We start from the raw sequence: 15,108 nt of genomic DNA, 5'->3' as shown, positions 1-15,108 counted from the left end.
AGTTTATCATGTCGTACTGCCCACCCGTATTTCTACCTGCCCCAGAACCCCGGACTTCCATGAGCAAGCTGCTGCAACGCTACCTCGGCGGCGGTGACGCCCTCGCCCGCCTGCACGATCACGTGGCCCGTCTGCGACGCCTGCAGGGCATCCTCGAAGCGGGATTGCCGCCCCAGTTTGCGAGCGCGTGCCGCGTCGCCAACATGAAGGACGACACACTCGTGATCGCCGCCCAGGGCAGCGCGATTGCCGTGCGCCTGAAGCAGATGGTACCGTCGTTGGTGGATCATTTCGTCCGCGCCGGGTATCCGCTCACGACGATCAGGATCAAGGTGTCGACGCCGGAACAGACCGTCGAGCGACGTCCACCGGTCGTCCGCGCCATGTCGGCCTCGGCCAGGAACAGCCTCACCGGCTTTGCCGCCACGCTGCCGGCCGACTCGCCGCTGCGCGAAGCGCTGGAGCGGCTTGCACGCCGCAGCGCGGAGAACTGAAAAGCAGCCGGCTGGATGCGCGGCGGTTCAGACCATCGGCGCGAGCACGCGCTCGAGCGCAAACAGGGACAGGACCACGAACAGGAACACCAGCCCGATGCGGGCGATCTTCCACGCCCAGGCGCGATAGCGCCGATTGCCGGTCAGCAGCCACAGCAGAATGGAAGCACCGATTCCGAGCACCATCAGCACGCCCACGACACGCAGGATCAGCATCGCAAGAACTCAGCCTGCCAGGGCCGGGTCGGCAAACTGATGAACGACGGCCGCCGGGGTGTTCGCGGCCTTGTCGAAGGTCACGATCTCCCACGCCGCCGCATCCTCCAGCAGCACGCGCAGCACCTGGTTGTTGAGCGCGTGGCCGGACTTGTGGGCCGAATAGGCCGCAAGCAGCGGATGGCCGCACAGGTAGAGATCGCCGATCGCGTCGAGCACCTTGTGCTTGACGAATTCGTCGGCATAACGCAGACCGTCGGCATTGAGCACACGGTACTCGTCCATCACGATCGCATTGTCCAGGCTGCCGCCCAGCGCCAGCCCGTTGTCGCGCATGTACTCGACCTCCTGCATGAAGCCGAAGGTGCGCGCGCGCGCCACATCGCGAATGTAGGAGTGTTCGGCAAAATCCACCGTGACCGAGGTCGAGGTGCTGTCGATCGCGGGATGATTGAACACGATGGAGAACTGCAGTTTGAAGCCGTCATAGGGGTCGAGCCTGACCCATTTGTCGCCCTCGCGGTATTCGACCGCCTTCTTCACCCGCAGGAACTTCTTCGGCGCGGATTGCTCCTCGATGCCGGCAGACTGGAGCAGGAACACGAAGGGACCCGAACTGCCGTCGAGGATGGGGATCTCCGGCGCATCGACATCGACGTGCAGGTTGTCGATCCCGAGTCCCGCGAGCGCGGACATCAGGTGCTCCACGGTACCGACCTTCTCACCCCCCTTCTCCAGCCCGGAACACATCCGGGTGTCGCACACCGCATAGGGGTCGGCCGGCAGATCGAGCGGCGGATCCAGGTCGACGCGGTGGAACACGATGCCGGTATCGGGCGCCGCCGGGCGCAGCACCAGGTTGACCTTGCGCCCGCCGTGGAGGCCGACGCCGGTTGCCTTGACGAGAGATTTGAGGGTTCGCTGCTTGATCATGGGTTTCGTTCCCGTTTCAGCTCTGAAGTTTAGCATGCGGGAAAGCGCCCTCTGCAGTGCACAAAAGGCCGACGGGCACCCGCACACGTGCCGGAGGCGGCGGCGCGTGTGCCTGGGTGCCCGTCACGGGCCCGGGGCGAACCGGGTCAGTCGGCCTGGCGGCGCAGGAAGGCCGGGATGTCGTAGGTGCCGACACCGTTGTTGCTCATCGCATCGACGGTGGTGCGCCGACCGCTGCGCATGACTGCCGGCACGTCGAGGTTGTTCATGTCGACGCCACCCATCGGACCGTAGGTGCCGGTGCCCTGCACCACCTGCATCACCGGCTGGCGGGCGGCGGCGCGCGGCGAGCCGAGACCGGTCGCGACCACGGTGATGCGAATGCGGTCTTCCATGCTGTCTTCGAACACGGTGCCATACTTGACGAAGGCTTCCGCCGCGGCGAAGGCCTGCACCGTCTTCACCGCGTCGCGCACTTCGGACATCTTCAGCGACTTGCTGGCGGTGATATTGATCAGCACGCAGCGCGCGCCGGACAGCTCGGTGCCTTCGAGCAGCGGCGACACCGCGGCCTGTTCGGCTGCGATGCGCGCACGGTCCATGCCGGAGGCTTCGGCGGAGCCCATCATCGCACGACCCATTTCGGCCATTGCGGTGCGCACGTCCTGGAAGTCCACGTTGACCAGCCCGGGCACGTTGATGATCTCGGCGATGCCACCGACCGCGGAACGCAGCACGTTGTCGGCAGAGCGGAAGCACTCCTCGAAGCCGGCATCATCACCGAACACGTCGAGCAACTTGTCATTGAGCACCACGATCAGCGAATCGACGTGACGAGTCAGTTCCTCGACGCCGCTTTCGGCCACCCGGATGCGGTTCTCGAAGTCGAAGGGCTTGGTCACCACCGCGACGCAGAGAATGCCCATCTCCTTGGCGATCTCGGCCACCACCGGTGCGGCGCCGGTACCGGTACCGCCACCCATGCCGCCGGTGATGAAACACATATGTGCGCCTTCGAGCGCGGCCGCAATCGCCTCGCGCGACTCCTGCGCTGCGGCACGGCCCGCTTCCGGCTTCGACCCGGCGCCGAGCCCGGTCACGCCGAGCTGGATCTTGGTCGATGCCAGGCAGCGCGCCAGCGCCTGCGCGTCGGTGTTGGCAGCGATGAACTGCACCCCCTGCACGCCCTCGCGGATCATGTGATCGACCGCGTTGCCCCCTGCGCCACCGACGCCAACCACTTTGATCACGGTTCCGGTCGGTTCCTTCTCAATGATTTCAAACATTTGCCTCGCCTCCTAAATTAACGGCCCTGCTGCGTCAGAACGCCCGACCGACCTGCATCTAGTATTAACCGTGGAGTGTAATACTAAATGTGGGTGCGTGACGGACCCTCATTCAAATTGACTGGCTACCCGTGCAACCGGTCAGAAATTCCGTTCGAACCACGACTTCATGCGTCCAAAAAACTGTTTCACACTGCGTGTATCACGCGCCTGCAGACCGCGTCTGCGCTGCGCCGCACCCTCGATTACCAAGCCCATTGCAGCCGCATAACGCGGTTGGCAGACCACGTCCGCCAGTCCGCCGTCGTACTGCGGCGCGCCGACGCGCACCGGCATGTGGAACACATCCTCGCCCAGCTCCTCCATGCCCTGCATGACCGCCGAGCCGCCGGTGAGCACGATGCCGGACGACAACAATTCCTCGTAGCCACTGCGGCGCAGCTCGGCCTGGACCAGCTCGAACAGCTCCGACACCCGCGGCTCGATCACATCGGCCAGGCGCTGGCGCGACAGCGGACGCGGCGGACGGTCACCCACCCCGGGTACTTCGATCATTTCTTCCGGGTCGGCCAGGGTGTGCATCGCGACTCCGTGCCGGATCTTGATCTCCTCGGCCTCGGCGGTCGGCGTGCGCAGCGCCATCGCAATGTCGTTGGTGATCTGGTCACCGGCGACCGGGATCACCGCGGTATGGCGAATCGCGCCCTGGGTGAACACGGCGATATCGGTGGTGCCGCCGCCGATATCGACCATGCACACGCCAAGTTCCTTCTCGTCCTCGGTCAGCACCGCGTAGCTCGATGCCAGCGGCTGCAGGATCAGGTCCATCACCTCGAGCCCGCAGCGACGTACGCACTTGATCACGTTCTGCGCCGCCGACACCGCGCCGGTGACGATGTGCACCTTGACCTCGAGCTTGACCCCGCTCATGCCGATCGGCTCGCGCACGCCGCCCTGGCCGTCGATGATGAATTCCTGGGTCAGGATATGCAGGATCTGCTGTTCGGCCGGGATCGGCATCGCACGGGCGACCTCGATCACCCGTTCGACATCCATCGGGGTGACCTCCTTGTCCTTGATCGCCACCATGCCGTTGGAGTTGAAGCTCTTGATGTGACTGCCGGCGATCCCGGTGTAGAGATCGTGGATCTTGCACTCGGCCATCAGCTCGACCTCCTGGATCACCCGGGAGATCGCATCGACGGTGGCCTCGATATTCACCACCACCCCGCGCTTGAGGCCGTTGGTGGGCTGGGTTCCCAGGCCGACCACGTTGAGCCGCCCGTCCGGTCGCACTTCGGCCACCATGCAGGTGATTTTCGAGGTACCGATATCCAGACCGACGATCAATTCCTTGTATTCCTTGCTCATTTCTTGCCTTTCGCTGTCTGGTTCCGGTCAACCGGCACTGCGTCCACTGGTGTCAATGCAAATCCGCCCGGATAGCGCAGGTCCGCGACCGCGACCTGCAATCCGATGTTCTTTTCGACCGCGGGCCATGCGCTGACGAAGCGCGTCAGCCTGGCCTCGAGCGGCGCCCGCTCCTGCTCGCGGCCGAGCACGATGAGCAGACCGTTGTCGAGCTTGAGCTGCCAGGCTTCGCGCGCCGACAGCATCAGCCCGACCAGGGTCACACCCATCGGCTGCAGCAGCTTCGAGTAGGCCTGGTGGCGGGCAAGCAGCAGCGCTGCCGAGCCCTGCGGCCCGGCGAAGGCCGGCATGCTGGCGTCGCTCGATGCGGTGAATACCTCGCCCTGACGATTGACCAGTCGGGTATCGCCGCTGTCGTTGGTCGTCCAGTAAGCCACCGCCTGATGCTCTTCGAGGCGCAACTCGATGCCATCGGGCCAGCGCCGGCGGACTTCGGCCCGCCGCACCCAGGGCAGCTTCTCGAAATGCGCACGAACGCGGTCGAGTTCGATGGTGAAGAAATTGCCCCGGATCGCGGTTCGTGCGACATATTCGAGCTGGGCTTCGGTCACCTGGGCGGGCGGGGTCAGTACCACCAGTTCGCGCAGGGGGAACAGCGGACGGGAGAGGAACCAGGTCACCAGCGCCCAACCGAGTCCGATCGCGGCGAACAGCATCAGCAGATCGGAGATCAGGTCGAGCAGCGCCGGCCGGTTCCACAGCCCCTGCCGCTCACGTGCGCGCGCACTCCCGCCGCCGCTCTGGCGGGGGGGAGCGGATCCGGCGCGCACGCGGGCATCAGCCAAGACGGGCTCCTTCGAGCAGTTTCAGGCACAGCGCCTCGAACGACAGGCCGGCGACGCGGGCCGACATCGGCACCAGCGAGTGCCCGGTCATCCCCGGCGAGGTGTTCATTTCGAGCAGGTAGGGCCGACCGTCATCGGTCAGGATCAGGTCTGCCCGGCCCCAGCCGCGGCAGCCGAGCACACGGGCGCTCTTCAGCACCAGCGCCTGCAAGGCCTGCTCCTCGGCTGCGGGCAGACCGCAGGGGCAGTCGTAGCGGGTATCGTCGGTAAAGTACTTGTTCTGGTAGTCGTAGTTGCCATCGGGCGCGACGATCCGGATCAGCGGCAGCACCTGGTCTTCGAGGAAGGGCGCGGTCAGCTCCTGCCCGACCACGAACTCCTCCGCGATCACCAGGTCGTCGTAGCGCGCAGCGAGCTCCCACGCCGCCTGCAACTGATCGGCCGCAGTCACCTTGGTGGCGCCCATGCTCGAACCTTCGTGCACCGGCTTGACGAAGATCGGCAGCCCGAGGTCGGCGGCCACCGCCTGCCAGTCGGTATCGGCGTCGAGAATCGCGTAGCGCGGGGTCGGCAGCCCGCAGGCCAGCCACACCATCTTGGTCCGCCATTTGTCCATCGACAGCGCCGAGGCCATCACCCCGCTCCCGGTATAGGGAATGCCCATCAGTTCGAGCGCGCCCTGCACCGTACCGTCTTCGCCGCCACGGCCGTGGAGCGCGATGAAGACACGGTCGAAGCCCTCTTCCTTCAGCGTGTGCAGATCGCGCTCGGCCGGATCGAAGGCATGCGCGTCGACCCCGGCGCCCTGCAGGGCGGCGAGTACCGCTGCCCCCGACATCAGCGAGACTTCGCGCTCGGCGGACGAACCGCCGAACAGCACCGCAACTTTTCCGAACCGCTGCCTCACGCCTGCTCCTCGCTATTGGCGAGCTTGCCCGGCACCGCGCCGATGCTGCCCGCACCCATGGTGATCACCACATCGCCGTCGCACGCCGAATCCAGAATGGCCTGCGACATCTGGCCGATGTCCTCGACAAATATCGGTTCCACCTTGCCGGCTACCCGCAGCGCCCGCGCCAGCGCACGACCGTCGGCGGCGACGACCGGGGCTTCACCGGCGGCATAGACCTCGGCCAGCAGCAGGACGTCGACGGTCGCCAGGACCTTGACGAAATCTTCGAAACAGTCGCGCGTGCGGGTGTATCGATGCGGCTGGAAGGCCAGCACCAGACGTCGTCCGGGGAAGGCGCCGCGCGCCGCAGCAAGGGTGGCTGCCATCTCCACCGGGTGATGGCCGTAGTCGTCGACCAGGGTGTAGCTGCCGCCGCCGGCAAGTGCCACTTCGCCATAGCGCTGGAAGCGACGGCCGACGCCGTGGAACTCCGCCAGCGCCTTGATGATTGCCTGGTCGCCGACCTGCACTTCGGTCGCCACCGCGATCGCGGCCAGCGCGTTGAGTACGTTGTGCATGCCCGGCAGGTTGAGTTCGATCGGCAGCCGCGAGGTGCTGCCATTGACCCGCACCGCATCGAACAGCATCCGTCCGCCCTCGGCGCGGACGTTCTCGGCGCGAATGTTGGCCGTCTCCGACAGGCCGTAGCGCACCACCTGTTTCGACACCAGCGGCATGATCGAGCGCACGTGCGGGTCGTCCTCGCACAGCACGGCCACGCCGTAGAAGGGCAGACGCTGCAGGAAATCGACGAAGGCCTGCTTGAGCCGGGCAAAATCGTGACCATAGGTGTCCATATGGTCGGCGTCGATATTGGTCACCACCGAGATCACCGGACTGAGCATCAGGAAGGAGGCATCGGACTCATCGGCCTCGGCCACCAGGAAGTCGCCCTTGCCCAGGCGGGCATTGGCGCCGGCCGCATTGAGGCGGCCGCCGATGACGAAGGTCGGATCCATCGCCCCTTCGGCAAGGATGCTGGCGACCAGCGAGGTGGTCGTGGTCTTGCCGTGGGTGCCGGCGATGGCGATGCCGCTCTTGAGCCGCATCAGTTCGGCAAGCATCTGCGCCCGCGGCACGACCGGGATGTGGCGCGCGCGTGCGGCGATCACTTCCGGATTGTCGTTCTTCACCGCAGTGGAGGTCACCACTACGTCGGCGGCCTCGACATTGGCGGCGTCGTGACCGCGCACCACGCGCGCGCCCATTGCCTTGAGCCGGCGGGTGGCAGCGCTGTCGCCGAGGTCGGAGCCGCTGACGCAGAAGCCGAGGTTCACGAGGACCTCGGCAATGCCGCTCATCCCCGACCCGCCGATGCCGACGAAATGGACGTTCTTGACCTTGTGTTTCATGCCTTTTCTCCGCCCGCGAGTTCCTCGCAGATACGAACCACGGCCTCGGTCGCGTGCGGCTTGGCCAGCGCCCGGGCGTGATCGGCCATCTGCAGCAGTCGGGTCCGATCGAGACTGGCAAGAATGCCGGCCAGTCGTTCGGCGTCGAGTTCGGTTTGCGGCAGCAGCCAGGCTGCACCCCGTTCGGCAAGGAAGCGGGCGTTGCCGGTCTGGTGGTCATCGACTGCATGCGGAAGCGGAACCAACAGGCTCGCCACGCCGACGGCGGCCAACTCGGCCACGCTCAGCGCGCCGGCACGGCAGATCACCAGATCGGCCGCCGCGTACTCGGCCGCCATGTCATCGATGAAGGCGCGCAGATCGCCCTCGACTCCCGCCTGCGCATAGGCTGCACGCAGGGCCTCGATCTGTTTCTCGCCGGCCTGATGCACGACCTGCGGGCGGAACTCGAGCGGGATCTGCGCCAGCGCCCGGGGCACGGTGTCGTTGAGGATGGCCGCCCCCAGGCTGCCGCCCACCACCAGCACGCGCAAGGGGCCGCTACGGCCGCCAAAACGCTCGGCCGGGGGCGCGACCGCGCTGATCTCCGCACGTACCGGATTGCCGACCCAGCCGGCCTTCTTCAGCACATGAGGAAAACCGGACACGACCTTGTCGGCCACCGCTGCGAGCACCCGATTGGCGAGGCCGGCGACCGAGTTCTGCTCATGCAGCAGCAGCGGCCGCCCGAGCAGCACCGCCATCATGCCGCCGGGAAAAGTGATATAGCCACCCATGCCGACCACCACATCCGGCCGAATCCGGCGCAAGGCGCGCAGCGATTGCCAGAATCCGGACAGCAGATTGAGCGGCAGCAACACCTTGCGCAGCAGACCCTTGCCACGCAACGCGCCGAAACGCACCCAGGCGGTTTCGTAACCGCGCGCGGGGACGATGCGCGCCTCCATGCCTTCCGGATTGCCCATCCACACGATCCGCCAGCCCTTGGCGCGCAGCGCCTCGGCCACCGCAATGCCGGGAAAGATGTGACCGCCGGTACCGCCGGCCATCATCAGCAGGGTCTTCATGAGCCTGCCCCCCGCTTCATCTGTCGTACTTCCCAGTCCACCCGCAGGAGGATTGCCAGCGCGAGGCAATTGGCGACGATGCCGGAACCGCCGAAACTCATGAGCGGCAGGGTCAGACCCTTGGTCGGCAGCAACCCCATGTTTACGCCCATGTTGATGAAGGACTGCACGCCGATCCACAGCCCGATACCCTGCGCCACCAGCCCGGAGAAGTAGCGCTCGAGCTTGATCGCCTCGCGACCGATGACAAAGGCGCGCTGGACGAGCACCGCAAACAGCGCAACCACCACCATGACGCCAACAAAGCCGAGTTCCTCGGCGATCACCGCAAGCAGAAAGTCGGTGTGGGCCTCGGGTAGATAGAACAGCTTCTCCACGCTTGCGCCCAGCCCCACCCCGAACCACTCGCCACGGCCGAAGGCAATCAGCGCATGCGACAACTGGTAGCCCTTGCCGAAGGCGTCCTGCCACGGATCCATGAAACCGAAGATGCGCTCGCGCCGGTAGGGCGAAGTCCAGATCAGGATCATGAATCCGATCAGCGCAAAGACCCCGAGCAGCGCAAACACGCGGATGTTGACCCCGCCGAGAAAGAGCACGCCGAAGGCGATCGAGGTGATCACGACGAACGCACCGAAGTCCGGTTCGCGCAGCAGCAGGAAGCCGACGAACAGGATCACCACCATCATCGGCAGGAAGCCGCGTTTGAAGCTGCCCATCGCGTCGAGCTTGCGCACGGTGTAGTCGGCGGCATAGACCGCGGCGAAAATCTTCATCAGTTCGGAGGGCTGCAGATTGACCGGTCCGAGCGACAGCCAGCGTTGGGCGCCATTGACCTCGCGCCCCACGCCCGGGATCAGCACCACGATCAGCAGCACCACCCCGGCGACGAACAGCGCCGGCGCAAGACGCTGCCACTGGGTCATCGGCAGCTGGAACGCGAGCAGCCCGAGGCCGATTCCGACCGCAAGGAAAACGGCATGACGCATCAGGAAGTAGTGCGATTGGTTGCCGGTAAAGCGACTGCCCTCGGCGATCGCGATCGACGACGAATACACCATGACCAGGCCGATCAGCAGCAGCCCCACCGCCGACCAGATCAGCAGCAGATCGAGTTCACGCGCCGGCGCCGACGGGCGCACGAGGCGCCCCACCGCCCGCACGCTGGCGCCGTTGGCGGTACCGGTGCGCGATCCTGACAGGCGGGGAAGGAGCGCATCGAGCTTCATCGCGGGCTCACTCCTGGCAGGCGCCGGACCGCGGCGACAAACACCTCGGCGCGATGGGCATAGTTGCGGAACATGTCGAGGCTGGCGCAGGCGGGCGACAGCAGCACGGCATCGCCGGCGAGTGCCAGCCGGTCGGCGCGTTCGACCGCAGCATCGAGGTCTGCAGCATGTTCGAGCCGCACGTCGCTGGTGGCGACCGCGGCTTCGATCCGAGCAGCATCGCGGCCGATCAGCACCACCGCGCGCGCATGCCGCGCGAGCGGCTCCGCGAGCGGGGAGAAATCCTGGCCCTTGCCGTCGCCGCCGGCAATCAGCACCACCCTGCCGCCCAGGCCGTCCAGCGCGGCAACGGTGGCCCCGACATTGGTGCCCTTGGAGTCATCATAGTAGCGCACCCCATCGTCGCGCTCGGCCACCAGCTCGACCCGGTGCGGCAGACCGCGGAAGGCGGTCAGCGCAGGCAGCATGGTTTCGGCCGCGAGCCCCAGACCCGCCTCGCACAAGGCCAGCGCGGCCAGCGCGTTGGCGGCATTGTGACGACCGGGGAGCGGCAGGGCGGACAGCGGCAGCAGCGGCGATGCGCCGCGCGCGAGCCAGCACTCCCCGGCATGCTCGATCAGCCCGTAATCCCCGGCACGCTGGGGCGCGCCGGTCGAGAAACAGACCACGCGTCGGCCGGGCACGGCCATCGTCCGCACGCGGGCATCGTCGCGATTGAGAATCTGCGCGCCCTGTCCCTGGAAAACATTCGCCTTGGTCGCCGCGTATGCGGCCAGATCGGCATAGCGGTCGAGGTGATCGTCGGTGATGTTGAGCACCGCTGCCGCCTCGGGGTCGAGCCCGTGCATGGTCTCGAGCTGGAAGCTCGACAACTCCAGCACCCAGCACGCAGGCAGATCCTCGCCGCGCTCTAGACGCTCCATCAGCACGTCGAGCGGTGCCGGGCTGATGTTGCCGGCGGCCACCACGTCCACTCCGGCCGCAGCGGCGAGCGCTGCAGTCAGTGCGGTCGTGGTGGTCTTGCCGTTGGTGCCGGTGATGGCCAGGATCCGGGTCCGGGCGCGCACGCCGAGGTCGTTCAAGGCCGACGCAAGCAGGCTCATCTCGCCGGTGACCGGCAGGGGGCGACGGGTCGCCTCGGCAATCACCCCGATTCGCGGATCGAGCCCCGGGCTGACCGCCACCAGATCGATGCCGTCGAGCACCTCGTCGCCGAAGCCGCCGGTGACGATCTCGGCCAGCGGCGCGTCCTCGCGCAGCGCGTCGACACCGGGCGGCCGTTCGCGGCTGTCGGCGACGCGCAGGCGCGCGCCCTGGCATGCACACCAGCGCGCCATCGCGAGGCCGGATTCACCGAGCCCGAGGACCAGAACGTGTTTGCCCGCGAACGTAGTCATCATCTGAGCTTCAGGGTCGACAGACCGAACAGCACGAGCATGATGGTGATGATCCAGAACCGGACCACCACCTGCGTTTCCTTCCAGCCCCCGAGTTCGTAGTGGTGGTGCAGCGGCGCCATGCGAAAGATGCGCTTGCCCCCGGAGGCCTTGAAGTACAGCACCTGGATCATCACCGACAGGGTTTCGGCCACGAACAGCCCGCCCATGATGAAAAGGACGATCTCCTGACGCACGACCACCGCGATCGTGCCGAGCGCGGCACCGAGTGCAAGCGCGCCCACATCGCCCATGAAGACTTCGGCCGGATAGGCGTTGAACCACAGGAAGCCGAGTCCGGCCCCGCAGATCGCACCGCAGAAGATGGCGAGCTCGCCCGCGCCGGCCACATAGGGCACGCCGAGATACTTGGAGAAGCCGGCATGCCCGGCCACATACGCGAAAATCGCCAGCGCGCCGGCGACCATGACCGTGGGCATGATCGCCAGGCCGTCGAGGCCGTCGGTCAGGTTCACCGCATGGCTGGTACCGTTGATCACGAAATAGGTCAGCGCGATGAAGCCGAAGATCCCGAGCGGGTAGGTCACCGCCTTGAAGAAGGGCACGATCAGTTCGGTCTCGGCCGGGGTGCTGGCGCCGACCCCGAGAAAGATCGCCGCGATCAGCGCGATGAGCGACGTCCACAAGTACTTCCAGCGGCTCGCCAGCCCCTTCGGGTCACGACGCACGACCTTGCGCCAGTCATCCACCCAGCCCACCGCGCCGAAACCGAGGGTGACGAACAGCGTGATCCACACGTAGCTGTTGGACAGGTCGCCCCACAGCATCACCGTGATCCCGATCGAGATCAGGATCAGCGCGCCGCCCATGGTCGGCGTGCCGGTCTTGGTCAGGTGCGACTTCGGCCCATCGTCCCGCACCGCCTGGCCGATCTTCTTTGCGGTCAGCCAGCGAATGACGCGCGGTCCGGCAAGCAGCGAGATCACCAGCGCGGTAAGGGCAGCCAGCACCGTGCGCAGCGTGATGTAGCCGAGGACGTTGAAACTGCGGATGTCCTGACCGAGCCATAGGGCGAGTTCGAGAAGCATGTTACGAGCCTGTATCCGTGCGAGGGGCGCTATTGTGCAGTGCGGCAAGAGCATCCGCCACCCGTTCCATGCGCATGAAGCGCGAACCCTTCACCAGCACCACCGCGCCGGCGTCGAGGTGGGGAACGAGTGCCGCGAGCAGCGCTTCGACGGAGTCGAAATGCTGCCCGCCGTCGCCGAAGTTGCGCGCCGCCACCGCGCTCGTTTCGCCGAGCGCGAACAGGCCGTCGATGCCCTTGCTCTTGGCGTAGCCACCAATCTCGTCGTGCACCTGGGCACTGGTTTCGCCAACCTCACCCATGTCGCCCAACACCAGGAAGGTGTGTCCCGGCGTCAGCGCCAGCACGTCGATACCGGCGCGTACCGAATCGGGATTGGCGTTGTAGCTGTCGTCGAGAATCACCGACCCGTTCGGACCGCTGCGGCGCTGCAGGCGGCCACGGGTTCCGGCAAACTCGCCGAGACCGATTGCCACCGCCTCGAGCGAAGCGCCGGCCCCGAGACAGGCGGCCGCTGCGCCGACCGCATTGCGTGCGTTGTGAAGCCCGGGGACCTGCAGCACGACGCCGACCCGCCCCAGCGGAGTGTCGAGATCGAGCTGTGATCCGAGGCCGTGCAGGGTACACCGGCCGCGAACGTCTGCCGCCTGATCGATACCGAATGTCACAATCCGGTGTCCGGCGTTATGCTCGCGCCAGTAGGCCGCATGAGTATCGTCGGCATTGATCACCGCCACGCCCTCGGCGCGCAGCCCTTCATAGATCGCGCCCTTCTCGCGCGCGACCTCGGTCAGGGTTCCCATGCCCTGCAGATGGGCGCGCTGGGCATTGTTTACGATCGCCACCGTCGGCCGCGCGAGACGGGTCAGATAGGCGATCTCACCCGGATGGTTCATGCCCATCTCGATCACTGCCGCACGGTGATGGTCACGCAGTTCGAGCAGGGTCAGCGGCAAGCCGATGTCGTTGTTCAGATTCCCGCGCGTTGCCAGCACGACATCGCCTCCAGCGCCATTCAGACCGGCCTGGGCACGCAGGATCGCGGCACACATCTCCTTCACGGTCGTCTTGCCGTTGCTGCCGGTGACCCCGATCAACGGCAGATCGAAGCCCGCACGCCAGGCCGCGGCCAGGGCGCCGAGCGCAAGGCGGGTGTCGTCGACCACGATCAGCGGTAGCGACACGCCCGGATGCAATTGTGCCCAGCGCGAATCGACCAGTGCGGCCGCCGCGCCCGCCGTAGCAGCAGTGTCGACGAAGTCATGACCATCGAAACGCTCGCCGCGCAGGGCGATGAACAGCTGACCGGGCTGGATTGCGCGGCTGTCGGTACCGACCGACTCGAACCGGGCGGCGGCGGTCGCACGGGCGCCCTGTGCGGCAAGCGCGCGCACGGCATCGAGCAATGTCATCATCCGCCGGCCCTCCTGTTCCATGCGAGCAACGCGGCACGAGCCTGCTCCAGATCCGAGAACGGCAGGCGCTGGCCGAGCACCTCCTGGTAAGGCTCGTGGCCCTTGCCGGCAAGCACGATCACATCGTCGGCCGCCGCCTCGCCGATCGCGATCCCAATGGCCTGGGCCCGGTCGACGATGCACTCGGCGACCGGTCCGGCGCCTGCGGCCACCGCTTCGATGATCTTGAGCGGATCCTCGCTGCGCGGGTTATCGCTGGTCACCACCACGCGATCGGCCAGCTCACGCACCACTTCGCCCATCAACGGCCGCTTGCCCGGATCGCGATCGCCACCGCAGCCAAAGACACAGATCAGCCGTCCGCCGCGCATCCGGACCGTAGCCCGTACGGCGTCGAGCACCTTGGCCAGCGCATCGGGAGTGTGCGCGTAGTCGATCACCACCAGCGGTTCGCCCACCCCGCCGACCAGTTGCATGCGCCCCTCCGGCGGGGTCAGCCGCGACGCCACGTGCAGCGCCTCGTCGAGAGCGACGCCACGGGCCAGCAGTGCGGCAATGACCGCGAGCAGATTCGATACATTGAACGGTGCGACCATGCGGACCTGCAGCTCCGCCTGCTGCCGCCCCCAGATCACCGTGAATTGCAGGCCCGATGCCGCTGTGTGCAGGTTGTCGGCGATCAGCACCCGGGCCCCCGGCACCGCAGGCGCGTTCGACGCGATCCGGGTGTAGGCGATGACCGGCATGCCTTGGCCGACCAGCAGGCGCGCCTGGCTCAGACCAAACGCGTCGTCCAGATTGAGCACAGTCTCGCGCAGGCCGGGGAACATGAAGAGGCGCGACTTCGCCGCCGCGTAGGCCTCCATGGTGCCGTGGTAATCGAGATGGTCGCGGGTCAGATTGGTAAAGATCGCGATGTCCATGCACGCGCCATTCAGCCGCCCCTGATCGAGTCCGATCGACGACACCTCCATGGCTGCCGCACCGGCACCGGCGGCATGGAATCCAGCCAGCGTGCGATGCAGCTCCAGTGCATCCGGCGTGGTGTTGATACTCGCCGTGAGCTGATCCGGAAAGCCACTGCCGAGCGTGCCGACAATGCCGCACGGGCAACCGAGATCCTCGAGCGTGCGCGCCAGCCATTGCGACACCGTGGTCTTGCCGTTGGTGCCGGTCACCCCGGCGAGCCACAGCTTCTCGGACGGCCGCCGGTAGATCTCGTGAGCAAGATGTCCAGCCAGATCACGCAGCTTGTCCACTGCGATCGCGGGGCACGCCAGACCCTCCGCGCGATGGCCGTCACCGCCCTCGTAAAGAACCGCTGCGGCACCCTGCGCCACCGCGGCGGCGATGTAACGCCGACCGTCGGTCGCATGACCGGGCCACGCGGCGAAGACATCACCTTGGCCGATCTTGCGCGAATCGGCGGTAATGCCCGTCGGCATCACGCCCACCTCACGCAAT

At 66.6% G+C, this 15,108-nt stretch carries 14 protein-coding genes; 1 reads left to right on the top strand and 13 read right to left on the bottom strand.

Annotated features, from left to right (window positions below):
* Positions 1-59 precede the first annotated feature (59 nt).
* Positions 60-494, top strand: coding sequence for a DciA family protein (locus AC3A35_RS01375; protein ID WP_487434019.1), 435 nt, complete (start codon positions 60-62; stop codon positions 492-494).
* A gap of 27 nt (positions 495-521) precedes the next feature.
* On the opposite strand, the gene AC3A35_RS01370 is transcribed toward AC3A35_RS01375, so the two are convergent.
* The 13 genes from AC3A35_RS01370 to AC3A35_RS01310 form a co-directional block, all read right to left on the bottom strand.
* The gene (locus AC3A35_RS01370) at positions 522-710 is read right to left on the bottom strand and encodes a hypothetical protein (protein ID WP_487434018.1); all 189 of its coding nucleotides are present in this window, start codon (positions 708-710) and stop codon (positions 522-524) included.
* A gap of 9 nt (positions 711-719) precedes the next feature.
* Entirely contained in the window at positions 720-1,643 is a 924-nt protein-coding gene (gene lpxC, locus AC3A35_RS01365; RefSeq protein ID WP_487434017.1) for a UDP-3-O-acyl-N-acetylglucosamine deacetylase, read from the bottom strand.
* Positions 1,644-1,789: 146 nt separating this feature from the next.
* Complete coding sequence (gene ftsZ / locus AC3A35_RS01360) at positions 1,790-2,929, bottom strand: cell division protein FtsZ (protein ID WP_487434015.1); 1,140 nt, start codon at positions 2,927-2,929, stop codon at positions 1,790-1,792.
* 141 nt (positions 2,930-3,070) lie between these two features.
* Positions 3,071-4,300: a cell division protein FtsA gene (gene ftsA / locus AC3A35_RS01355; protein ID WP_487434014.1), complete on the bottom strand. Its 1,230-nt coding sequence runs from the start codon at positions 4,298-4,300 to the stop codon at positions 3,071-3,073.
* Complete coding sequence (locus AC3A35_RS01350) at positions 4,297-5,145, bottom strand: cell division protein FtsQ/DivIB (protein WP_487434013.1); 849 nt, start codon at positions 5,143-5,145, stop codon at positions 4,297-4,299. The genes ftsA and AC3A35_RS01350 overlap by 4 nt, the downstream gene beginning before the upstream one ends.
* A complete protein-coding gene (locus tag AC3A35_RS01345; protein ID WP_487434011.1) occupies positions 5,138-6,052 on the bottom strand; it encodes a D-alanine--D-alanine ligase in 915 nt (304 codons plus the stop codon). The genes AC3A35_RS01350 and AC3A35_RS01345 overlap by 8 nt, the downstream gene beginning before the upstream one ends.
* Positions 6,049-7,449 (bottom strand): UDP-N-acetylmuramate--L-alanine ligase, encoded by a 1,401-nt coding sequence (gene murC / locus AC3A35_RS01340; protein WP_487434010.1) that lies wholly within the window; start codon positions 7,447-7,449, stop codon positions 6,049-6,051. The genes AC3A35_RS01345 and murC overlap by 4 nt, the downstream gene beginning before the upstream one ends.
* Complete coding sequence (murG, locus tag AC3A35_RS01335; RefSeq protein WP_487434009.1) at positions 7,446-8,516, bottom strand: undecaprenyldiphospho-muramoylpentapeptide beta-N-acetylglucosaminyltransferase; 1,071 nt, start codon at positions 8,514-8,516, stop codon at positions 7,446-7,448. Before murG ends, murC begins: the two co-directional genes overlap by 4 nt.
* A complete protein-coding gene (gene ftsW / locus AC3A35_RS01330) occupies positions 8,513-9,745 on the bottom strand; it encodes a putative lipid II flippase FtsW (RefSeq protein ID WP_487434007.1) in 1,233 nt (410 codons plus the stop codon). The genes murG and ftsW overlap by 4 nt, the downstream gene beginning before the upstream one ends.
* Positions 9,742-11,142: a UDP-N-acetylmuramoyl-L-alanine--D-glutamate ligase gene (gene murD, locus AC3A35_RS01325; RefSeq protein WP_487434699.1), complete on the bottom strand. Its 1,401-nt coding sequence runs from the start codon at positions 11,140-11,142 to the stop codon at positions 9,742-9,744. Before murD ends, ftsW begins: the two co-directional genes overlap by 4 nt.
* Positions 11,142-12,230 carry a phospho-N-acetylmuramoyl-pentapeptide-transferase gene (mraY, locus tag AC3A35_RS01320; RefSeq protein ID WP_487434006.1) on the bottom strand — a complete coding sequence of 363 codons (1,089 nt, stop codon included), beginning with the start codon at positions 12,228-12,230 and terminating at the stop codon, positions 11,142-11,144. Before mraY ends, murD begins: the two co-directional genes overlap by 1 nt.
* Before the next feature lies 1 nt (position 12,231).
* Positions 12,232-13,644 (bottom strand): UDP-N-acetylmuramoyl-tripeptide--D-alanyl-D-alanine ligase, encoded by a 1,413-nt coding sequence (locus AC3A35_RS01315; protein ID WP_487434005.1) that lies wholly within the window; start codon positions 13,642-13,644, stop codon positions 12,232-12,234.
* Positions 13,641-15,089: a UDP-N-acetylmuramoyl-L-alanyl-D-glutamate--2,6-diaminopimelate ligase gene (locus tag AC3A35_RS01310; protein WP_487434698.1), complete on the bottom strand. Its 1,449-nt coding sequence runs from the start codon at positions 15,087-15,089 to the stop codon at positions 13,641-13,643. Before AC3A35_RS01310 ends, AC3A35_RS01315 begins: the two co-directional genes overlap by 4 nt.
* Positions 15,090-15,108 lie beyond the last annotated feature (19 nt).

The sequence above is a fragment of the Azoarcus sp. Soil_N_20 genome, assembly GCF_057656155.1.
Note: the sequence above shows the minus strand (reverse complement) of the source record. Positions and strands in the feature narration are given on the sequence as shown.